We start from the raw sequence: 23,125 nt of genomic DNA, 5'->3' as shown, positions 1-23,125 counted from the left end.
AAATATAAAATTTTATATTTTTTTTAAAAGTTCTAAAAAAAATTTATATTTATTTTTAGTTTAAAAATTAAATTTAGAATTATCGCAAAGAAAGGTCATCATATAAAATGATTTTTTGTTTTTTAAAAAATTTTTTCAATTATTCTAGAAAATATCTAAAAAAGGCTAATTTAACAGTTAAAAAAATTAACTATTTTGACGATATATTTTCAAAATTAAATAATGATGATTTCCCTAAAGAAACAGAAAGATTAAAAAAACTTTATCAAGAAGGAACTTCATTAAATAATTTATTAGTAGAAGCCTTTGCTTTAGCAAAAGAAGCTTGTAAAAGAGTAACAGGTTTAACTCCTTACAATGTTCAACTTTTAGGCGCAATTGTTTTACATGAAGGTAAAATTGCTGAAATGAAAACAGGTGAAGGTAAAACTTTAACTTCAGTTATGCCTGCTTATCTAAATGCTTTAAGCGGTGAAAGCGTTCATATCGTTACTGTTAATGAATATTTAGCTCGTCGTGAAGCCGAAGGTGAAATAGGTGATGTTTTTCGTTTTTTAGGAATGACTGTTGGTTTAAATATTAAAGAAAAAACTATTGAAGAAAAAAAATTAGCTTATAATTGTGATATTCTTTATTCTACTAATAGTGAATTAGGTTTTGATTATTTAAGAGATAACATTGAAACAAATTTTGATAATGTATTAATGAAAAAAAAATATAATTACGCTATTATCGATGAGGTAGATTCAATTTTAATAGATGAAGCTAGAACTCCTTTAATTATTTCTAGTCAAAAAAAACAAGGTATAAAATTTTATAGGGATGCTGATCGTTTTGTTAAAACTTTAAAAGAAGAAAGTTATATAGTTGATTTAGAATCTAAAACAATTGAATTAACAGAAGAAGGTATTAAAAAAGCTGAAACTTTTTTTCAAATTAAAAATTTATATAGTGGAGATAATTATTCTTTATTACATTGTATCAAAAACGCTTTAAAAGCTTTTTTTCTTATGGATAAAAATAAAGATTATTTATTAGATAAGAATAAAATATTAATTATAGATCAATTCACAGGTAGAATTTTGCAAGGGCGTCAATTTAGTGATGGATTACATCAAGCTCTAGAAGCAAAAGAAGGTTGCAATATAGAACCAGAAACAGAAATTAACGCAACTATTACTTATCAAAATTTCTTTCGTATTTATAAAAAAATATCTGGTATGACTGGTACAGCCAAAACAGAAGAAAAAGAATTTATTAGCATTTATAATATGAAAGTAATCGAAATTCCAACTAATAAAACAATGATTAGAGAAGATGCTCCTGATTTTGTTTTTGCTACTTTAGAAGACAAATGGAAATCTTTATTTCAAGAAATAGAAAAAAGATATAAGAAAAAACAACCTGTTTTAATTGGAACTGTTACTGTTGAAGTTTCTGAACAAATTTCTAAAAATTTAAAAAAAAGAAAAATTCCTCATGAAATTTTAAATGCTAAAAATCATTTAAAAGAAGCAGAAATAATTGCTAAAGCTGGGCAAAAAGGTTCTATTACAATAGCGACTAATATGGCTGGACGTGGAACAGATATTCGTTTAGGCAAAGGAGTAGTAGAATTAGGAGGTTTAGCAGTTTTAGGAACTGAAAGACATGAATCCAGAAGAATCGATAATCAGTTAAGAGGTCGTGCAGGAAGACAAGGAGACCCAGGATTTTCAGTTTTTTTTGTATCAGGCGAAGATGAACTAATACAACGTTTTGGTGGGAATAAAATTCAAAAAATAATTTCCTTTTTACAAAAAAATCAAAATACACAAAACGACAATAAACCTATTTCTTTCAAAATTTTTACTAGATTTTTCACTAATATACAAAAAAAAATCGAAGCTTCTAACTTTAATTATCGTAAATTTATTTTACAATTCGATTCTGTATTAGGTTTGCAAAGAGACATTATTTATAAACAAAGAAAACAAATTTTACAAACCGAAAACACAGAAGAATTAGCTTTAAATATAATAATAAAAACAATAAATATAAAAATAAAATATTTTTTATTCAATAAAATGACACAAAATAAAGATGAAGATTTAATTAATTTCATAAATTATTTAGAGAACTTATTTTTTCCTAAAAATATTTTTAACTTAGAAGAATTAAAAAAAATAACAGAAAAAGAAAATAAAAAAAATCTGAAAAAACCAATAACTGAATTGGTTCATGAAAAAATAAAAAATATTTTAGCGCAACATAAAAAAAACTTAATTATTGAAAATAAAAATTATTATTTCGAAACTTTAAAATTTATCATGCTTAGAACTATTGATAATCATTTTAAATGTCATATTTCAGATATGAATACTTTAAGACAAAGTATTAATTTTGTAAGCTATGGGCAACAAAATGTTTTAACAGTTTATCAAGATACAGGACGTAATTTCTTTAATGAAATGATTAAAAATATTTCATCAGAAATAACACGTATTATTTTAAAATTTTCTTTTGCTCCAAATGATTTATCAGAAATAAATAAACAAGAATCTATTGTAAATAAAAATAATCTAAAAAAAAATATTATGAATAGACAAAAAAAAATAAAATATAAATCAGTTAAAAAACCATGGAATTAAAATATTTTGACACAAGGATTTATTGAAAAATATGGAAAAATATGAAATTAATAAAATTTTAGAAAATTTAAAAAAAATTTTATTAAATCTAGAATATAAAATAAATATAAAAGAGCAAAAACATAAGATTAATCAATTTAATAAATCAATGACAGAAAGTTCTTTCTGGGATCAAAATAATATTAATATCACTAAAAAAACAAAAAAATTTCATAAATTACAAGAACAAATAGATCGATTTATAGATTTAAATATAAAATTCAATGATTTGATTACTTTATTAGATTTAATAAAAGAAAATGATGATGACTATTCAATATTAGTAAAAGATTTAAATAAACTCCAAAAAGATATTAAAAATTTCGAAATTAGTATTTTATTAAATAAAACTTATGACGAAAACAACGCTATTTTAACTTTGCACCCTGGAGCAGGAGGCACAGAATCACAAGATTGGTGCGAAATGCTCTTTCAAATGTATCAAAAATATGCTCAAAGAAAAAACTTTCAAGTCAAAATTTTATATTTACAACAAGGATTAGAAGCCGGTCTCAAAACAGTTAGTTTATTAATCAAAGGCTCTTATGCCTATGGATATTTAAAGTCGGAAATGGGAGTTCATAGATTAGTCAGAATTTCACCTTTTGATTCTAATTTGCGAAGACACACTTCATTTGTATCTTGCGAAGTTTTACCCGATATAAAAGAAGAAATTAAAATTGATATAAAAGACGAAGATTTAAGAATTGATGTTTTTAGAAGTAGTGGAGCAGGCGGACAACATGTTAATACAACGGATTCTGCAGTAAGAATAACACATTTACCTACTAATATAGTAGTTAATTGTCAAAACGAAAGAAGCCAAATAAAAAATAGAGAAAAAGCTTTACAAATTTTAAAAACTAAATTATTAGAATTAGAAGTTTCCAAACAAAAAGAAAATAAAAATATTTTAAAAGAAGATCAAAAAAATATAAGTTGGGGTAATCAAATCCGAAGTTATATCTTTCATCCTTATCAGATGGTAAAAGATCATCGTACTAATTGTGAAGTTTTTCAAATTGATTCAGTTATGAATGGTTATTTAGATGATTTTATAAATTCTTTTTTAAAAAAATAAATAATATCGAAATATAAATTTTTTTTGAAACTATTTATTAATTGTTTATTTTAAAAATTAAATAGAGCATAAAGGAAAAATTCATTTGTTCAAAAATATTTTTAAAAAAAATAAAAATTATAATAATAAGTATTATAAATGGTTTTTGCTTATATTAAATGATATAATTTTAGCTATCTCTATTTTCTTTTTTATTATAGGTCCTAGATTAAATAATGGCGGTTTAGATGGTTTTTCTTCTTTAACAACACAAATTATTGAATATATTGAACCAAGTATAAAAGGTAATTTTAACTCATATTTTGTTATTTTGCATCTTTTTTATAATTTAATTACTATATTTTTAGCTTATAAATTTTTTGGCAAAAATTTTTGTCAAAAAACAGTTTTTTTAGCTTTATTTTTAAGCGGGATTTTTTTTCTTTTAGATCTTTGTATAAAAGAAAATGATGTAGAACGTATTTTATCGACTTTGCAATTAAATTTTAATGAAAATCATCCTAAAATAAAGCGCATTTTTTCATATATAATATCTGGTACTTTAGGTGGTTTTTTGATTGGATACACTTTAAGTAATATTCGTAATTTAGGCTATAATACAGGTGGTTTGGATATTTGTCAAAAAATTTTAAAAGATATTTATGGTATAAATTTTGTTTTAACCTTATTATTAACTGATGGAATAATCGTTTTGTGTTCTTCATTCCTCCATGCACAAATTGGATTTTTTTTAATTAAATTATTTTGTTCTCTTTTATCTATAATTATAGTAGGTTTTGTAATGGAAAAAAGAGATAATCTTATCATAAAAAAGAAAAATAAATAAATTTTTAAATCATAAAATTATTATTTTGAGTCAAAATTAATAGAAAAAAATTAAAAAATTATTTTATAAACCTTTAAAATCCAATGAAAAACGAAAAACAAAATTAGAAAGGTTTTTTTATAATGTATAAAAACGGGTCTATCAAAATAGAAATGTCTAGTCCTAATTTATATGTAGGAAACTCTGCAAAAAATGCCAAAAGCATTATTGAAATTTTAAACAAAAGTAAAGCAAGTGTTGTTTTATTTCCAGAATTATGCTTAAGCGGTTATACAGCAGGAGATTTGTTTTTTGAAACTAATTTTTTAGAAGAAAACTTATCTTCTCTTGATTTTATTATTAATAATAATAATTTTCCAGGCGTTTTCATAATTGGAATGCCTTTTTTATTCAAAGAAATTTTATTTAATGTAGCTATTGTTATTCAAGGTAAAAAAATTTTAGGCATTGTGCCTAAAAAAACAATACCTAATTATAAAGAATTTAATGAAAAAAGATGGTTTCACTCAGGGCAATATATAAATAATGAAATAATTGATTTATTAGGACAAAAAGTTCCTATAGGAGATATTTTATTCATTAATAAAAAATTTAATATTGTGTTTGGTGTTGAAATTTGTCAAGATTTATGGACTATTACATCGCCTAGTGATAAAATGGTTTTAAACGGCGCTCATTTGATTTTTAATTTATCTTCTTCAACAGAACATATTGGAAAAGATCAAATGCGTAAATTAGCTGTTTTAAATCATTCTCGTAAACAAATAGGAGGATATTTTTATACTAGCAGTGGAATAACAGAATCTTCTACAGATACTCTTTTTTCTAATCATAAAATTGCTGCTGTTTTAGGAGAAATTATTGGAGAAAAAAATTTAACAGAACAAGAAGATATTAGTTTAGTAGTTGATGTATTTATAGATTATATTAAACATCAAAGAAGAATTGATACAAGTTATGCAGATCAAACAATTGGAAAAGAATGGCCTTTTGTGAAATCTTATTTCGATTTAAAAGAAAATGAATCATATGATTTCGAAAAACCATTAAATCCTAAACCTTTTTTAAATGATAACCCAAAAGAATTAAGCAAACAATTAAAATTATCAAATACAATTCAAACATTATCTTTAAAATCTCAAATTTTTCATATAAAAAAATCTAAAATTTTATTAGAAATAAAAAATACACTAAATGATATTTTAATGATTTTAGTTGTTGTTCAATATTTGAATGATAATCAAAAATCTTTCAAAGATTTAGAAATTATAATAAATGAATTAGATTATTATCATGATTCTCAAAGTTTATCTTTTGATAAACAATTATTAAATAACTTAGGGATAAATAATATTAAATTTATAAATAAAGAAAATATAAATAATTCTGAATCGCTTTTAAAAAATAATTTAGATAAATTAATTTTACTAAGTAATAATTTATCTAATATCGCGTATGGTAAAATAAATTATAGTTGTCCATCTAATAGTTTTGTATATAACATAAATGCTGGTATACCTAATACTTTAATGACAGAATTGATTTTATTCCATTTTAAAAAGAAAAAAATCTTTATTGAAGAAAATATTAAAAATTTTTATTTAAATAAAATAAATAAATTTTTAAATCGTAAAGTTATTATAGAAGATTTTATTTTATATCATTATTTAAATAATGGTTTATCTAAAGAAAAAATAATTTTCTTATTAGAAAAAACTTTTTTTTGTTCTTATAACGAAAGTTTTACATTAGTTTCGCAATATATTAAGAATTTCTATCAAAACCAACATAAAAGAAATAAAATTTCTTCTGGTGTTAAAATTGTATCTTGTGGTCTATCTTATCGTACAGAATTCAAAGTGCCGAATAATATTTTAAGACAAGAAATAAAAAAATAATTCAAATTCAAAGGTAAAATATGAAAAAAAAAATAATTATTGGTTTATCTGGTGGCGTCGATAGTAGTGTAGCTGCTTTTCTTTTAAAAAAACAAGGTTACGACGTTGAAGGTGTTTTTATGCGTAATTGGGATAGTAGTTTAAATTATGATATTAAAGGAAATCCATTTATTAACAATAATATTTGTCCTCAAGAAAAAGATTTCAATGATGCTTTAAAAATCGCTGAACAATTACAAATTAAATGTCATAAAGTTGATTTTTCAGAAAATTATTGGAATCAAGTTTTTGCTTCTTTCTTAAACGATATAAAACAAAATTTAACTCCTAATCCTGATGTATTATGCAACAATAAAATTAAATTTTCAATTTTTACCAAATATGTAGAGCAATTTAAACCTGATTATATAGCTATGGGTCATTATGCTAAAATTATTCATAAAAATAAAAGAAAAATTTTAGCTAAAGCTTTAGATAAAAACAAAGATCAAACTTATTTTTTATCTCAATTAAAAGAAGAACAATTAAATAAAATTATTTTTCCTTTAGGTGAAATAACAAAAGAACAAGTAAGAAAAATCGCTCTTCAAGAAAAACTCATTACCGCTAATAAAAAAGATTCTACAGGCATTTGTTTCATAGGAGAAAGAAATTTTTTTGTTTTTTTGAATAATTATATAAAATCACAAAAAGGACCTATCAAAGATACAAAAGGTGTTTTTTTAAAAGAACATGAAGGTGTAATGAAATATACTATCGGCCAAAGAAAAAGATTAAATTTAAAAATAACAAAAGAGAATCAAAATCCTTGGTTTGTGGTAGGTAAAGATTTAAAAACTAACACTCTTTATGTAGATCAAAATCCTGAAAGTCCTTATTTATATAGTGATTCAGCTTTAGTTACAAATATAGTTTGGAGAGATTGTGGATGTTATTTTTATAAAAAAAATGCTAAAATGAAAATATCAGCTAAATTTCGATATCGTCAGCCTGATCAAGAAGTTGAAATTATATTTTTAAGCGAAAATATAATTAAAGTTTATTATTCGCAAAAAATTAAATTAGTTACGCCTGGACAAATTTGTGCCTTTTATAAAGAAGATTTTTGTTTAGGCGCTGGTATAATAAAGGAAGTTTATTCTCAAAATAAAAAATTATTATACACTTAAGTTTTGATTTTATGACTCATTATAAATAATTTATTCTTCTTTTTTTAAAAAAAACATTAAAAAAATTTTTAAGGTGGTTTTTGTGTGTTATTATCTAAAGATCAATCTAATAACGAAAATGAATTAAATAAAGAAGAACAAAAAATATTCCAAGAATTAATGTCTAAAATTAAGTCATATATAACAAATGAAAATATTTTAATTCAAATAAATAAATCTTATTTATTAGCTAAAGAAAAACATAAAAATCAAAAAAGAATAACAGGAGAAAATTTTATTATTCATCCTATTTATGTAACTCAAATTTTAGCTGATTTACAAAGTGAACCAAATACTTTAATGGCGGGTTTATTGCATGATGTTTTAGAAGATACCGATTTAACTTTTGAAGAACTAAAATCAAATGTAGGCGAAGATATAGCAAATATAGTAAAAAGAACCACTAAATTAACTAAACTTATGTTTAATCAACAACAAAGACAAATCGAAAATCAACAAAAAATGTTCTTAGCTATGGCAAATGATATTAGGGTAGTACTTGTTAAATTAGCTGATAGACTTCATAATATGAAAACTTTAAAAATAATGAGACCTGATAAAAGAATACGTATTTCGCAAGAAACTTTAACTATTTATGTTCCTTTAGCTCATCGTTTAGGTTTATTTAAAATAAAATCAGAATTAGAAGATCTCTCTTTTCGTTATATTCAACCTGAAAAATATTATCAAATATCTAGCTTAATCAATATGAAAAAAAATCAAAGAGAGAAATCTATTCAAGAAATAATTAACAATATTAAGATTTTGTTGAACCAATCTAATATTACAAATTTTTCTATTAGCGGTAGAAGCAAAAATATTTATAGCATTTATAAAAAAATGAAACAAAGACAAGTAGGATTAGAAGAAATTTTTGATTTATTAGCTATTCGTATTATTGTAAACGAAGTAGATTTATGTTATCGTTGTTTAGGTATTATTCACTCTCATTACTCACCTTTACCTTTAAGATTTAAAGATTATATTGCTGTTCCTAAACCTAATTTATATCAATCATTACATAATACTGTTCTATCTAAAGATGGTACTTTATTCGAATTACAAATAAGAACTAAAGAAATGGATGAAATTGCCGAAAAAGGGATTGCTGCGCATTGGGGATATAAAGAAAATAAAATATATTCCAAACAAGATAAACAATTGGAAATTGCTAAAAAATTAAGATGGTATCAAGAATTAATTAAAATAACTCAAGATTCTGATGATTATTTAAATAAAAATCCTAAAAATTTTGTAAATGCCATTAAAAATGATATTTTAACCGAAAATGTTTATGTTTTTACTCCTAAACAAGAAGTTTATGAATTAACCAAAGGTTCAACACCAATTGATTTCGCTTTTCTTATTCATTCCTCAATTGGATATAGAATGACTAGAGCTATTGTGAACGGTAAAATTGTTCCTTTAGATTATATTTTGAAAAATGGTGATATTATTTCTATCACAACTAATAAAAATTTATTTCGCGTTAACAAAGAATGGTTAAAAATTGTAAAAACTACTTATGCTAAAAAATTAATCAAAAAAGTTTTAAATCAAGAAAAACAAAAAAATATATATTTAATCAAAACAGGTCAAGAGATTTTAGAAAAAGAATTAAATAATAAAAAAATAAACTTTATAATTGATAAAAATTTTTTAACTGAATTTTTTCATAAACAAGATATTCAAAATATTAATGATTTATATATTGCTATCGCTAATAAAAAAATTAATTGTAATTATGTAATTAATCAAATTAATCTATCCTTAGAAAAAAATAAAAATATTTTAGAAAAACAAATAATAAAAAATTATAATAATAAAGCATCTTATTGTAATAATAGTGGAGTTTTTATTGAAGGAGTAGAAAATATTAAATTAAAATTAGCTAATTGTTGTACTCCTGTATTTAATGAAGATATTATAGGTTTTATTTCTAAAGGAAAAGGTATTAATATTCATAGAAAAACATGCTCTAATATAAAAAAATATGATTCAAATGAAATTATTGATGCTAATTGGTACAAGGATAATCCTAAATTAAAATATTTTGCTTGGATTTTTTTAATAGGTTCTCGTAATTCTACACTTTTAATAGATATTAATAAAAAAATTAACACATTAGGAATTTATATTTTAAAAATAAATGTTATTAATGATAAATCATCAGAAACAAAAATTAAATTAAAAATTTTAATTCATAATATTAAAGAAATTGAAAAATTGATTTCTACTTTATCACAATTACCTAATATTTATCAAATTTATAGAGGAATCAATTAAAAGATTATGCAAAAAATTAAAGGTACTAGAGATTTACTATTCACTGAAATTGAAAAATGGAAAATTTTAGAAAATAAAATTAAAATATATTTGGAAAAATATAATTTTCAAGAAATCAGAACACCTATTTTAGAATATTGTGAATTATTTCAACGTTCTGCTCAATATTCTGAAATGGTTATGAAAGAAATTTTTCAATTTAAAGATAAAAAAGGTAGAAATATTGCTTTAAGACCAGAAGGAACAGCTTCTATCGCTAGAAGTTATGTCGAAAATAAACTTTATAATACAAATGATTTAACAAAATTCTACTATTACGGTCCTTTTTTTCGTTATGAAAGACCCCAAAAAGGACGTTATCGTCAGTTTCATCAATTTGGAGTTGAAGTTATTGGAATTAAAAATTTTTTATCAGAAATAGAAATATTTTTTTTACTAAGTGATCTTTTAAATATACTTAATTTAAAAGAAGCTAAAATCAAAATTAATAGCTTAGGAGATTTGGAATCCCGTAACCGTTTTTTAAATGATTTTAAACCTTATATAACAAATCATCAAAATGAATTATGTAATTTATGTTTAACAAGAAAAGATCAAAATATTTTAAGAATTTTCGACTGTAAAGAATGTTCATCTAAAGCAATTTTAAAAGAAGCACCTATTATATTTAATTATTTGACTCATGAATCTAAAAATAAATTTCAAACAACTTTAGATATTTTAGGTAAATCCCAAATTAATTTTGAAATAGATTTTCAATTAGTAAGGGGTTTAGATTATTATACTGATCTTGTTTTTGAAATTTCTATTTTTTCTCATATAAATAAACAAAACTATATCTTAGGTGGCGGCGGTAATTATAATAATCTTATAAAAGAATTTAGTGGTTATGAAATTAAGAGTATTGGTTTTGCTTTCGGAATAGAACGATTAATGGATATTTTAGAAGAAAATATGTTTTTTGAAAATTATAAAAAAGAATATGGTTTAGATGTTTATTTATTTAATTTAAATGAAATGATTATGTTAGATACGTTTCTTTTATTAAGAAAAATCAGACAAAACAATATAAAAGCCGAAATGAATTATAAAATATTCAATTTTAAAAAACAATTCCGCAAAATATTAGAATTAAAACCTAAATATATTATTTTTATAGGACCAAAAGAAATAGAAAACAATAAAGTTAATATTAAAAATATTTCTGATCAAACAACATTTACTATAAATAAAAATAAAATAATCAATTTTTTAAAAGAAGGATTAAACTTATAAATGAAAACCAAATATATTTTTTCTAATAATGAAATAACTTTAAAACAAAAAGAACAAAAAGTTTTAATTAAAGGTTGGTTGGCCAGAAAAAGAAATATTGGTGCAAAAATATTTTTAATTTTAAGAGATTTTTCAGGAATCATACAATTAGTTGCTGATAAAAATCATCCACAATACGATCAAATAATTTCTATAAAAATAGAAACTGTAGTCGAAGTTATAGGTTGGGTAAAGGAAAGAATAAATAAAAATTTAAATTTAAAAACGGGAGAAATAGAAATTTTAATTGAAAAAATTAATATTCTATCAGAAGCTCATACTTTACCTTTAAATGTCTTTGAACAAACAGAAGCATCAGAAGAGCACCGTTTAAAATATCGTTATTTAGACTTAAGAAAAACAGAACAAAAAAATTATTTAATAAAGCGTCATCAAATTACCCAAAGTATAAGACAAACTCTTTTAGACAATAAGTTTCTAGAGTTAGAAACTCCTATTTTATCTAAATCTACCCCCGAAGGAGCTAGAGATTATTTAGTTCCATCTCGTATGCATCCTTTTAAATTTTATGCTTTGCCTCAATCACCGCAAATATTTAAACAATTATATATGATTGCTGGTTTTGAAAAATATTTTCAAATAGCACGTTGTTTTCGTGATGAAGATTTAAGATCTGATAGACAACCAGAATTTACTCAAATAGATATCGAAACCTCTTTTTTTACTAAAGAAGAAATTATGACTTTAGTAGAAGAAATCATGCAAAATCTTTTTCATTCTATTTTCAACAAAACTTTAAAAACACCTTTTCCCAAAATAACTTATAATGAAGCTCTTAATTTATATGGAACAGACAAACCAGATTTAAGATTTGATTTATTAATTGAAAATTTAACGCCTTATTTTGATAATAAATTCATACATGAAGATAATAATACAAAAATAATAAAAGGTATTAAAATAAATATTAAAGAATACAAAGAATTTTTTTCCAGAAAAAAAATTGATGAATATAAAGATTTAATTCAACAAAAGTTTTCTTTAAATTTACATATTATACAAATAAAAAACAATGTTTTAAAAGGGTATTTAAGCAATTTTATTGCAAAAAATTTTTTTATAGAAGAAGAAGAAATTTGTCTTTTTATTATATCACAGAGCAATCCAGCATTAGATAATGAAAATAATGACATTATATTAAAATCTTTAGGTTATTTAAGAAATAAGTTAGCTCAAACTTTAAATTTATATGATCCTAAAAAAGAATCTTTATTATGGGTTGTGGATTTTCCTTTATTAGAATTTGATCGATCAGAAATGAAATATTATTCCATGCATCACCCTTTTACTGCTCCTATAAATGTCCAACAATTATATGAAAACCCTGATAAAGTTAAAGCACAAACTTATGATTTAATTTGGAATGGTCATGAAGTGGGTGGCGGTTCATTAAGAAATTATCAATATAAAGTTCAAGAATTTATTTTTAATAAGTTAGGTTTAAAAAAAGAAGAGATTGAACAAAATTTTGGTTTTTTTAATGAAGCTTTAAAATATGGCGCCCCTCCCCATGGTGGTATCGCTTTAGGTTTGGATCGTTTAGTCATGTTATTTACTAAAACAAATAATATTAAAGATGTAATTGCTTTTCCTAAAACTCAAAGTGGACAAGATTTAATGATGCAAAGTCCTATTTTAATTGATGAAAAACAATTAGAAATTTTAAAATTAAAAAAATCAGAAAATAAAGATAAATAATAAAATAATTGTTAAGTCTTAAAAAAGGATCTAATATTATGATTTTTTCTTCTCTATGTTTGAAATTCGATAAAAAAAATACATATATCATATCTGTAAGTGGTGGTGTGGATTCTATGGTATTATTGGATTATTTATATAATTCCAAGTATAATTTAATCGTGGTAAATTTTAACCATTTAAAAAGAAAAGACTCCTTAAAAGATAAAATTTTAATCGAAAAATATTGTTGTTCAAAACAAATATCTTTTTATTATTTCGAATTAAACATAAAAGAAAAAAATTTCCAAAATGAAGCTAGATTATTAAGACAAGAAAAATTAAAACAAATTGCTTTAAAACATAAAACCAATTATATAATCACGGCACATCATTTAGATGATTTAGCTGAAACTATTTTATTCAAAATCGCTCGTGGTAGTTCTATTTTAGGATATAGCGGAATGCAAACATCATATTTTAATAATGGTTTTTATTTTTTAAAACCATTATTATATATTCCCAAACAAGAAATTGTATCTTATGCTTCTAACAAAAAAATTACTTTTTTAGAAGATTATACTAATAATTTAAATATATATACTAGAAATAAGATAAGAAATCAAATTATACCTTGTTTCAAAGAAATAAATAATTTTTTAAAAAATATTAAAAAATTTCATCTTCAAATGACAGAAATAAACATGTTTATCAGAAAACAAACTCATGATTTTTTAGAAAAAAAACAAAATAATTTTTGTTTCAATTTAAAATCTTTTTTAAAATTAGATATTGTTATTCAAAAAGATATCATTTTATTTTTATTAGAAGAAAAAAAAATTAATAAAAATTTTGATTTAATAAATAATATTATCAAAGGTTTACAAAATGATCAAAAATCTAATATAACTTGGAATTCATTATCATCTGAATGGTTATTTATAAAACAATATAATAAATTTTTTTGGCAAACAAAACAAAGAAAACAAGAAAAAAATAATAAATTTTTAAAACCTTTGTTATATTATTCAAATAAGAAAGATTTATTATCTTTTTGTTGTTTAATTCAAAAAATATTATATGATCCAAACAATATTAAACCTCCTTTTTTTTTAAGGAAAAGACAACCAGGCGATATTTTAAGATTTTCTTTTGGGAAACAAAAATTAAAAAAATTTTTTATTAATTTGAAAATTCCTTTAACGGAAAGAGATAAAATTTGGTTAGTTGTTGATCAACAAAATATTATTATTTGGATTCCAAATTTATATTTAAATTCTACACTCGGTCAAAAAAAATATCTTTATTTTGGTTTAAAAAAAGAAAAATAACAAAATATATATAATATAATTTTTAAATTCGAAATATTTTTTAAAAAAAGAAACAAGAAATATTTTTCAGAACTATATTAAAGGAGTTTTTTTTGTGATATCTACAGATTGGTTAATAAAATTTCAAATATTTGCTGCTTTTTTTGCAGGTTTAATCATTGGTTTTGCAATATTTAGTTTATTATATTTATATTCTGTTTTAAAAAACTTAAATAAGCAAAAAAATAAAATAAAAGATATTAAAAATAATAAATTATCTAACGAAGAAATGAATAAATTAATAAAAGAAAAACAAAAAATATTTCAGGAAGATATTAAAGATAATCCAGACGATTATATTCCGTCTTTGTTAAATAATTGTAAAAATTTAATTTTAGAAACTTCTTCCATTTTTTATCCTAATTCGCCATTCCCTTATTTAGAAATTACTATTGAAGAAATTTTAACTTTAATAAAATATTTGCATGATAGATTAGAAAATTTATTTGACAAAAAAATTATATTCTATTTTCGCAAAATGACTTTAAGACAGATTTTTGTTTTAAAACAAAAATTAATAGATAAAAAATATCTGAAAAAATATCAAAAAACTAATAAAATATTAAATTTTGCATCTAATACTTTAAATTGTTTTAATCCTTTTCATTGGGCGAAAAAATTTTTTATTAAAATAGCTTTTAGTAAAATTCTTGATAAGATTGGATGCACAATTATTTTAATTATAGGAGAAGAAATTTATCAAATCTATAGTAAAAAAATTTTCTCGCCAACACAAAATATAAATGATATTTTAAATGAATTAGAAAAAGAGTTAAAAACAAAAAAAAATAATTTATAATAAAAGTAATAAAGAATGGTTTTAAATTTATGATAAATATTCAATGGTTTCCAGGCCATATGTCTAAAACTTTGAAAGATATTCAAAAAAATTTAAAATTCGTAGATTGTATTTTGATTATTTTAGACGCAAGAATTCCTTTTTCAAGTATGAATTTTGAACTTTTAAAATATTTAAACAATAAACCTTTTTTAATTTTATTCAATAAAAGTTCTCTTGCAGATTTAGAACAAAATAGTTTTTTTTTAAATTTTTTTCATAAAAAAAAAATATTTCATACTCTAAACATAGATGCCAAAAACAAAATAAATACTCATAAAATATATCCTAAAATTAAAGAAATTTTAAATTATAAAAAACAAAAAGTAAAAAAATTTTTAAAATTTATGATTATAGGAGTACCAAACGTAGGCAAATCAACCTTAATTAATTGTTTAGCAGGTAAAAAAATTACTAAAACATCAAATTTGCCAGGTATTACAAAAAAAATGCAATGGATTAATTTAGATAATAATATGAAATTACTAGATACTCCAGGTGTTTTATGGCCTAAATTTAAATATAAAGAAATAGGTTATTCTTTAACTATTTGTGGTTGTATAAAAGAAAATATTTTTATAAAAGAAGAAATTATAGATTATTTATTAAAATATTTAAAAACAAAATATCCTGATAATTTAAAAACAATTTTTAATTTAAATAATTTCGAATTAGAAAAAAATGATTTATTACAAATTTTAATAAATAAAATGTATCCTAATATTGCTTCAAATGATTACGATCTTAACCAAAAAAATAACTTATTATCAATAATTTTTAAAAAAATTAAAAGTAATAAAATGCCGAAAATTAATTATGATCTTAATTTTAAAGATTTTTTATAGATACATAAAGTAAAATAAAAAAAGATATATCTAAAAAAAGAAAGTTGATTCATATTATGAAAAAAGAAGTAATTATTTTGGAATCTCCTGCAAAAGCTAAAACCATTAATAATTATCTCGGCGATGATATCTTAGTTTTGCATTCTAAAGGACATATTAGAGATTTATCTTTAAAAGGGGTAGAACGTTTAGGTATTGATATTAAAAATAACTTTAAACCGGATTATATAATAATAGACAAACAAAAACAAATAGTAAAAGAATTAATTCAAAAAACTAAAAACAAAAAAGTTTTTTTGGCAACTGATCCAGATAGAGAAGGTGAAGCAATAGCTTGGCACTTATCACAAGTTTTAAAATTAGATGAAAAAGATAAAAATAGAATTTTATTTAACGAAATCACTAAAGATGTAGTCCAAAAAGCATTCAAATCTCCTTGCAGCATTAATAAAAAATTAGTAGAATCTCAAGAAACTAGAAGAATGTTAGACAGAATTATTGGTTTTAAATTATCTAGAATCATTAGAAAAATTAAATCTCAATCAGCAGGTAGAGTTCAATCAGTTGCTTTAAAATTAATTGTCGAATTAGAAGAACAACGTAATAAATTCGTTCCAGAAGAATATAACTTAATTAAAGCAAATTTTGAACATTTTCAATCCAATTTAATAATTAAACCTGAAAATCATAAAATAAAAGAAAAAGAAGCGCTTGAAATTTTTAATAAAATCAAAGATAAAAATTTTTTATTAAAAAATATTAAAAATACAAAAACCAAAAAAAAACCTCCTAAACCTTTTATTACGTCCACTCTACAACAATATACTTTTCAACATCTTTCTATAAGCGCTAAAAATACAATGATAACAGCTCAAAAACTTTATGAAGGAATTGATATAAATAATGAAAGAGTCGGTTTAATTACTTATATGAGAACTGACTCTGTTAGAATTTCTTCTGATTTTGAAAAAAAAATTAAATATTTTATTCAAAATCAATACGGTTCTGAATATGTAGGTCATATACAAAAAACAAAAAATATAAAAAATAAAAATATTAGTGATGCTCATGAAGCTATTAGAGTTACTGATATAAATAAAACTCCTGAAAGTTTAAAACAATATCTTAATAAATATGAATTAGCTTTATATAGTATAATTTATGAACGCACTTTATCTTGTTTTATGTCAGAAGCTATAATTAATAAAACTCAATTATTCTTTGAAGTAGATAAATATATTTTTTTAACAGAAACAAATGAAATGATTTTTGAAGGTTATTACAAAATATCCAAAAATCCATTTAACAAAATTATGTTACCTCCTTTAGAAATAAATAAAGAATATAAACCTAAAGAAATTCAAATAATAAAAAAAATGACTAATCCACCTTCTCGTTACACAGAAGCTTCTTTAATTAAAGAATTAGAAAATTTCAAAATTGGTAGACCGTCTACTTATGCTTCAATTATCGAAATATTAAAAAAAAGATATTATATTGTTGTTGAAGAGAAAAAAATGGTTTGCACAGAATTAGGTATTTTAACTAAAAACACTTTAGATCAATTTTTTTCTTCAATAATAAATGTCGAATATACAGCTAAAATGGAACAAAAATTAGATGAAATTTCTTTGGGTAAAATAAATAAATTAGATTTATTACAAAATTTTTATAAAAAATTTCAAGAACTTTGTGAAATAGCACAACAAAAAATAGAAAAACCTAAACCAATTATAACTGAAGAAAAATGTGAATTATGTAGTTCTTTTTTAGTTCAAAGAAAAGGAAAATATGGTGATTTTTTAGGTTGTAGTGCTTTTCCTAAATGTAAAAACATTATAAATTTAAAAAAACAAAACAAAAATGTTTTATTAACTGAAGAAAAATGTGAATTATGTGGTTCTTTTTTAGTTCAAAGAAAAGGAAAATATGGTGATTTTTTAGGTTGTAGTGTTTTTCCTAAATGTAAAAACATTATAAATTTAAAAAAAAGTAAAAGCAAAAACAAATAATCAAAATTATTAATTTAAGTTTCAATAACTTTCTTTAAAATAATATATAAAAAAAGGTGTATTTATGTTTAATTTCATAAAAAAAATTTTAAAAAAAAAAAATAAACAAAATTTATTAGGAATACAAAAATTAGAATATAATTTTAATCAATGGGTTCAAGTTATTTTACAAAAAGAAAATATTGATTTATCTTTATTAAATGATTTAGAAATTTTATTTATTAAATCAGATATAGGAGTAAAAACTTCTTCTTATTTGATTCAACAATTCAAACAAAAAATTCAAGAAAAAAAAATTTCAAAATCTAAACAATTATTAACTTTAATAAAAAACGAACTTATCTCTTTTTATCAAAAAGGCAATGAATGCATAGAACAAAAAAATATAAATACCTCAAAACACAAAAAACAAGTTTTTTTATTTGTTGGTGCAAATGGAGTAGGCAAAACAACAACTATTGGAAAATTAGCTTTCCAATTTAAAGCAAAAGGCAAAAAAATTTTATTAGTTGCTGGAGACACTTTTAGAACTGGTGCTATAGAACAATTAAAAATATGGGGAGAAAAAACAAATAACGAAGTTTTTTATAAAAAAGGGCATATATCCCCTTCTAGTCTATTTTTTGAAGCTTTAACTTACGCAAACAATAATAATTTTGATATAATTTTATGTGATACTTCAGGAAGATTAGAAAATAAAGTTAATTTAATGAAAGAATTAGAAAAAATTAAAAGAGTTATTGGTAAAATATTTCCTGAAGGTCCTCATAAAACTTTTCTAATTTTAGATGCTATGACTGGACAAAACGGATTGAAACAAATAGAAGTATTTAACCAAGTAGTCCCTTTAACAGGTATTATTTTGACTAAACTTGATGGAATAGGTAAAGGGGGGTTGATTTTAACTACAAAACATATTTATAATTTGCCCACTGAATATATAGGTATTGGCGAAAAAGCTAATGATTTAATAGAATTCGATATTAATCATTATATCCATACTTTATTTGATTATAATTTTGAAATTAATAATAACTAGAAAGGGGTTATAAACGAAATAAAATGAGTTTTTTAAGTAATGGTTTTTCTAAAATAATAAACAAAATTAAAGGCAAAAAATTTATTAATGAACAAGATTTTGAAGCAATAATGAAAGATATTCGTTTAGCTTTATTAGAATCAGATGTTAGTTACGAAGTTATAACTGAATTTAATGAATTAATAAAACAAAAAACTTTAGGACAAGAAATTCTTAAAGGGATTAAACCACAAGAACAAATTATCAAAATTATAAAAAATATTTTAACAATTATTTTAGGTCACAAAAATACCGCTTTAAATTTAAATAGAAATTTAAATATTATTCTTTTAATAGGTTTACAAGGAAGCGGTAAAACAACAACAGCCGGCAAATTATCTTTTTTTATACAAAAGAAACTTAACAAAAAAACTTTATTAATTGCTGCTGATACTTATAGATTCGGAGCGATAGAACAATTAAAATATATCGGAGAAAACATTAATATTGAAGTATTTTCTCAAGAAAATGAAAAAACTTTAAATATTATTGAAAATGGTATAAAATATGCTAAACAAAAGAATTTTGAAGTAGTTATCATTGATACAGCTGGACGTTTAACTATTGACCCTAAAATGATAGAAGAAATACAAAATATTAAACACAAATATAATCCTTCAGAAATATTAATTGTAGCTGATTCCCTTTTAGGTCAACAAGCTGTTAATATAGCTAAACAATTCCATCAACAAATACAAGCTACAGGAATAATTTTAACAAAAATGGATTCAGATGCTAAAGGTGGGGCAGCTTTATCAATGAAATATGTCACTAAATTACCTATCAAATTCACTTCTTCTTCAGAAAAACATAATGATGATAATTTTGAAATTTTCCATCCAGAACGTATGATTTCTAGAATTTTAGGTATGGGCGATATTTTAACTCTAATGGAAAATGTAAAAGAAAAAATAAATACAAAACAAGATAAACAGGTTTTAAATAGAATTTTAGAAAATGATTATAATTATAATGATCTAATGAAACAACTTAATTTATTGAGCAAAATAGGATCTATTAAAAAAATATTAAATTTCATGCCAGGGATCAGTTCTAAAATAAAACAAATACCTTTTTTAGAAAATGATATTATTAAAAAATTTAAATCTATTATACAAAGTATGACCGAAGAAGAAAAATTAAACCCTAAATTAATTGAAGAAAATAACAGAAGAAGAACAAGAATTATTAAAGGATCAGGTAATCAAATGAGTGACATAAATAATTTAATAATTTTTATTCAAAAACAAAAACAAATATCTAAACAAATAGGGAATTTAGATTCAAATGAACTAAATAATCCTGAAGATTTATTAAATAAATTTTTAAATTAAAAATAATTTTTTTGATAAACATTTATTTACGGAGACAAAATATAAAAAAAATATGCGTAAAATAGTTCTGGTAGATGGTAATTCTTTAGTTTTTAGGGCTTATTACGCTACTTATTATAAAAAAGTCAAATTAATGCAAAACAATGAAGGCGAAGATATAAACGCATTAATAGTTTTTATAAATATGTTTAAAAAAATTTTAGAAAAAACCGAAAATCATATTTGTGTCGCTTTCGATTCTAAACATAAAACACAAAAACATACACTTTATGAAGATTATAAAAAAGGTCGTCTAAAAACGCCAGAATCTTTAATTAATCAAATCTATTTAATAAAAGAATATTTAACATTATCAGGGATCCATCATTATTCTCAAGATGGTTATGAAGCAGATGATATTATTGGTACCATCGCTAATCAAGCAAGTCAAAATAATATTTCTGTTCTTATTTTATCTAGTGACAAAGATTTACTTCAATTAATAAATTGTAATATTACAGTTGGTTTAATTAAACAAGGTTTGACAAAAGTTATTTATTATAATTCTCAAATGTTAGAAAATGAATTTTTTTTAAAAGCAAATCAAATAATTGATTTTAAAAGTTTAACAGGTGATAGTTCGGATAATATTAAAGGTGTTCCTTCAATAGGGCCTAAAACTGCTACTAAATTATTAAATAAATTTAATAATTTAGAAAACATTTTTAATAATTTAGAACAAATCAATTCAAAAATAAGAACTAAATTGATTCAATTTAAAAAAGAAATTTTTTTTAATCGTGTTTTAGTAACTATTAACAAATTTGTCCCTTTATCTTTTGATTATACTCAAACTAAAATTCAAAATAAAAATATATTTTTATTAAAAACTTTTTTAGAAAAATATAAATTAAAAAAAGGCAATATTGAATTATGAATTTCGAACCACAATTTCCAAGACCAAATAAAGAATTTAATCCAAAAAAAGAACCTGAAATATTCTTCCAACAAAATAAAAAAGATGTTTTATCATTAGTTCAAAAAATTAGTAGTATTATTTTAAATATTTTAATGATTATTCTATTTTTTGGACTTGTAATTCAAATAAAAAATAATAAAAATTTATTTTCAAATGATCAGTCAAACGTGCAATGGGCATTAGATAAAAAAGTTAAAAATAATATATTAACAATGCATGATTTTCATGGTTTTGATTCTGTAAAAAATGATATAAAAAAATTAATTCAAAATATCAAAGAACAAAGCGAAAATATTCCGAGAGGATTTTTGTTGCATGGACCGCCAGGTACAGGAAAAACTTATTTAGCCAAATGTTTAGCTGGTTCTATTCAAAAACATGCTCCTTTTTTTATTGTTAATGGTTCAGATTTAGTGGAAAAATATGTAGGAGTAGGTGCTTTGCGTATTAGAAGTCTTTTTGAAACTGCTAAAAAAGAAGCTAATAAAGAAAAGAAAAAATATTTTTTTATTTTTATTGATGAAATAGATTCGATAGGTAGAAAAAGAAGTTCTGATGGAAATTCTGCTAATATTGAATCGGAAAACACATTAAATGCTCTATTAAGTGAAATAGATGGATTTAACTCTAATAATGAGCCATATGGTATTGTGTTCGGTTCTACCAATAGAGAAGAACTATTAGATAATGCTTTAATTAGAGAAGGTCGCTTAGGTAAAAAAATTTATTTAGGGCATCCGAATAAAAAAGAAATACAACAACTTATTAAATTTTTCTTAAGTAAAAACAAAATTAAATTCAAAACAATAAATAAACTTTTAGAAAAAGATGATCAAGGACTATTAAACACTTTATCAAGCGCTTTTTTAACTACCTCAGATATAAATTCTTTAATAAAAGAAACAATTAAATTAGCTCCTGATAAGGAAAATATACAAATAGACGATTTATATAATGCTTTTGACACAATACAAATGGGAGTTCAAAACGAAAAAGAACAATCTGAAGAAGATAAAGACAAAATTATTGAACATGAATTAGGTCATGCTTTAGTAACTAAAGCTTTAGGTATAGAAGTAAATCGCATTAACGTAGAATCTAAAGGACAAATAGGTGGTTACACAATATCTAATTCTAAAAATGAAATAATTTTGCCAACTCAAAGTGACCTAATTGAGCGTATTATTATTTTATTAGGAGGAAGGGCAGCAGAAGCAATATTCCGATCAAATAATATTAGTTCTGGTTCTTCAGATGATTTAAAAAAAGCTAGAGCATTAGCGAACCGTATGGTTCAAGAATTAGGTATGTGTTTTAAATTAAACTCTGACAAGACAAAAATTATAACAGAAAATATTATATCAGAAGGTCGCCAGACAGAAGAAATAAATAATATTATTAACAATTCATATATAATAGCTAAACATATTATGGAAAAATATGGTACAGAAGAAGAATATAAACAAATATTCCAAGAATTAAAAAGAAAATTAAAAACACAAAATAAAATGAATAAAAAAGACTTTAATGAACTAAAATTGAATGATAAAAAATGTGAATATTTTAAATTAGACAAAAACAGTTTTGAATCTATATTAAATAAAAAAACCTCCTCCTAATTCATAAAAAATAAAAAAAGTCACTTTTAAAGTATATTTGTGTTATATTATTTATATAATATTTAAATAATCATTTAAATATAACAATTTC

General features: G+C 22.2%; 16 protein-coding genes. All 16 read left to right on the top strand.

Going from position 1 to position 23,125, the window contains the following annotated elements; genetic code table 11:
- Nucleotides 1-110: 110 nt before the first annotated feature.
- Complete coding sequence (secA, locus tag M8044_RS00180) at nucleotides 111-2,630, top strand: preprotein translocase subunit SecA (RefSeq protein ID WP_273585094.1); 2,520 nt, start codon at nucleotides 111-113, stop codon at nucleotides 2,628-2,630.
- A 31-nt stretch (nucleotides 2,631-2,661) separates the two neighbouring features.
- Nucleotides 2,662-3,750 carry a peptide chain release factor 2 gene (gene prfB, locus M8044_RS00175; protein WP_273585055.1) on the top strand — a complete coding sequence of 363 codons (1,089 nt, stop codon included), beginning with the start codon at nucleotides 2,662-2,664 and terminating at the stop codon, nucleotides 3,748-3,750.
- A gap of 85 nt (nucleotides 3,751-3,835) precedes the next feature.
- Nucleotides 3,836-4,576, top strand: a complete 741-nt coding sequence (locus M8044_RS00170; protein WP_273585054.1) for a YitT family protein — start codon at nucleotides 3,836-3,838, stop codon at nucleotides 4,574-4,576.
- Nucleotides 4,577-4,698: 122 nt separating this feature from the next.
- Entirely contained in the window at nucleotides 4,699-6,474 is a 1,776-nt protein-coding gene (locus tag M8044_RS00165; RefSeq protein ID WP_273585053.1) for a nitrilase-related carbon-nitrogen hydrolase, read from the top strand.
- A gap of 20 nt (nucleotides 6,475-6,494) precedes the next feature.
- A complete protein-coding gene (gene mnmA, locus M8044_RS00160; RefSeq protein ID WP_273585052.1) occupies nucleotides 6,495-7,643 on the top strand; it encodes a tRNA 2-thiouridine(34) synthase MnmA in 1,149 nt (382 codons plus the stop codon).
- An 84-nt stretch (nucleotides 7,644-7,727) separates the two neighbouring features.
- The gene (locus M8044_RS00155; protein ID WP_273585051.1) at nucleotides 7,728-9,968 is read left to right on the top strand and encodes a RelA/SpoT family protein; all 2,241 of its coding nucleotides are present in this window, start codon (nucleotides 7,728-7,730) and stop codon (nucleotides 9,966-9,968) included.
- 6 nt (nucleotides 9,969-9,974) lie between these two features.
- A complete protein-coding gene (gene hisS, locus M8044_RS00150; RefSeq protein ID WP_273585050.1) occupies nucleotides 9,975-11,243 on the top strand; it encodes a histidine--tRNA ligase in 1,269 nt (422 codons plus the stop codon).
- Entirely contained in the window at nucleotides 11,244-13,001 is a 1,758-nt protein-coding gene (gene aspS, locus M8044_RS00145) for an aspartate--tRNA ligase (RefSeq protein ID WP_273585049.1), read from the top strand.
- A 38-nt stretch (nucleotides 13,002-13,039) separates the two neighbouring features.
- Entirely contained in the window at nucleotides 13,040-14,311 is a 1,272-nt protein-coding gene (gene tilS, locus M8044_RS00140) for a tRNA lysidine(34) synthetase TilS (protein WP_273585048.1), read from the top strand.
- 94 nt (nucleotides 14,312-14,405) lie between these two features.
- On the top strand, nucleotides 14,406-15,149 hold the full coding sequence (locus M8044_RS00135) for a hypothetical protein (RefSeq protein WP_273585047.1): 744 nt from the start codon (nucleotides 14,406-14,408) through the stop codon (nucleotides 15,147-15,149).
- Nucleotides 15,150-15,178: 29 nt separating this feature from the next.
- A complete protein-coding gene (gene ylqF / locus M8044_RS00130) occupies nucleotides 15,179-16,033 on the top strand; it encodes a ribosome biogenesis GTPase YlqF (RefSeq protein WP_273585046.1) in 855 nt (284 codons plus the stop codon).
- A 56-nt stretch (nucleotides 16,034-16,089) separates the two neighbouring features.
- Nucleotides 16,090-18,045, top strand: a complete 1,956-nt coding sequence (topA, locus tag M8044_RS00125; protein ID WP_273585045.1) for a type I DNA topoisomerase — start codon at nucleotides 16,090-16,092, stop codon at nucleotides 18,043-18,045.
- Between the two features lie 64 nt (nucleotides 18,046-18,109).
- On the top strand, nucleotides 18,110-19,084 hold the full coding sequence (gene ftsY / locus M8044_RS00120) for a signal recognition particle-docking protein FtsY (RefSeq protein WP_273585044.1): 975 nt from the start codon (nucleotides 18,110-18,112) through the stop codon (nucleotides 19,082-19,084).
- 23 nt (nucleotides 19,085-19,107) lie between these two features.
- Nucleotides 19,108-20,457, top strand: coding sequence for a signal recognition particle protein (gene ffh, locus M8044_RS00115; RefSeq protein WP_273585043.1), 1,350 nt, complete (start codon nucleotides 19,108-19,110; stop codon nucleotides 20,455-20,457).
- Between the two features lie 52 nt (nucleotides 20,458-20,509).
- On the top strand, nucleotides 20,510-21,373 hold the full coding sequence (locus M8044_RS00110) for a 5'-3' exonuclease (protein ID WP_273585042.1): 864 nt from the start codon (nucleotides 20,510-20,512) through the stop codon (nucleotides 21,371-21,373).
- Nucleotides 21,370-23,034, top strand: a complete 1,665-nt coding sequence (locus M8044_RS00105; RefSeq protein ID WP_273585041.1) for an AAA family ATPase — start codon at nucleotides 21,370-21,372, stop codon at nucleotides 23,032-23,034. The genes M8044_RS00110 and M8044_RS00105 overlap by 4 nt, the downstream gene beginning before the upstream one ends.
- The last annotated feature ends 91 nt before the right edge of the window (nucleotides 23,035-23,125 follow it).

The sequence above is a fragment of the Columbia Basin potato purple top phytoplasma genome (assembly GCF_028595955.1).
Taxonomy (GTDB): Bacteria; Bacillota_I; Bacilli_A; order Acholeplasmatales; family Acholeplasmataceae; genus Phytoplasma.
The sequence above is the reverse complement of the archived record's forward strand: the minus strand, read 5'-3'. Positions and strand labels throughout refer to the sequence as shown.

What these genes read in the sequence shown, in the direction of transcription:
- prfB (WP_273585055.1), top strand. Translation starts at nt 2,662, where the DNA reads ATGGAAAAATATGAAATTAATAAAATTTTAGAAAATTTAAAAAAAATT.
- M8044_RS00165 (WP_273585053.1), top strand. Translation starts at nt 4,699, where the DNA reads ATGTATAAAAACGGGTCTATCAAAATAGAAATGTCTAGTCCTAATTTA.
- mnmA (WP_273585052.1), top strand. Translation starts at nt 6,495, where the DNA reads ATGAAAAAAAAAATAATTATTGGTTTATCTGGTGGCGTCGATAGTAGT.
- hisS (WP_273585050.1), top strand. Translation starts at nt 9,975, where the DNA reads ATGCAAAAAATTAAAGGTACTAGAGATTTACTATTCACTGAAATTGAA.
- aspS (WP_273585049.1), top strand. Translation starts at nt 11,244, where the DNA reads ATGAAAACCAAATATATTTTTTCTAATAATGAAATAACTTTAAAACAA.
- tilS (WP_273585048.1), top strand. Translation starts at nt 13,040, where the DNA reads ATGATTTTTTCTTCTCTATGTTTGAAATTCGATAAAAAAAATACATAT.
- ylqF (WP_273585046.1), top strand. Translation starts at nt 15,179, where the DNA reads ATGATAAATATTCAATGGTTTCCAGGCCATATGTCTAAAACTTTGAAA.
- topA (WP_273585045.1), top strand. Translation starts at nt 16,090, where the DNA reads ATGAAAAAAGAAGTAATTATTTTGGAATCTCCTGCAAAAGCTAAAACC.
- ftsY (WP_273585044.1), top strand. Translation starts at nt 18,110, where the DNA reads ATGTTTAATTTCATAAAAAAAATTTTAAAAAAAAAAAATAAACAAAAT.
- ffh (WP_273585043.1), top strand. Translation starts at nt 19,108, where the DNA reads ATGAGTTTTTTAAGTAATGGTTTTTCTAAAATAATAAACAAAATTAAA.
- M8044_RS00110 (WP_273585042.1), top strand. Translation starts at nt 20,510, where the DNA reads ATGCGTAAAATAGTTCTGGTAGATGGTAATTCTTTAGTTTTTAGGGCT.
- M8044_RS00105 (WP_273585041.1), top strand. Translation starts at nt 21,370, where the DNA reads ATGAATTTCGAACCACAATTTCCAAGACCAAATAAAGAATTTAATCCA.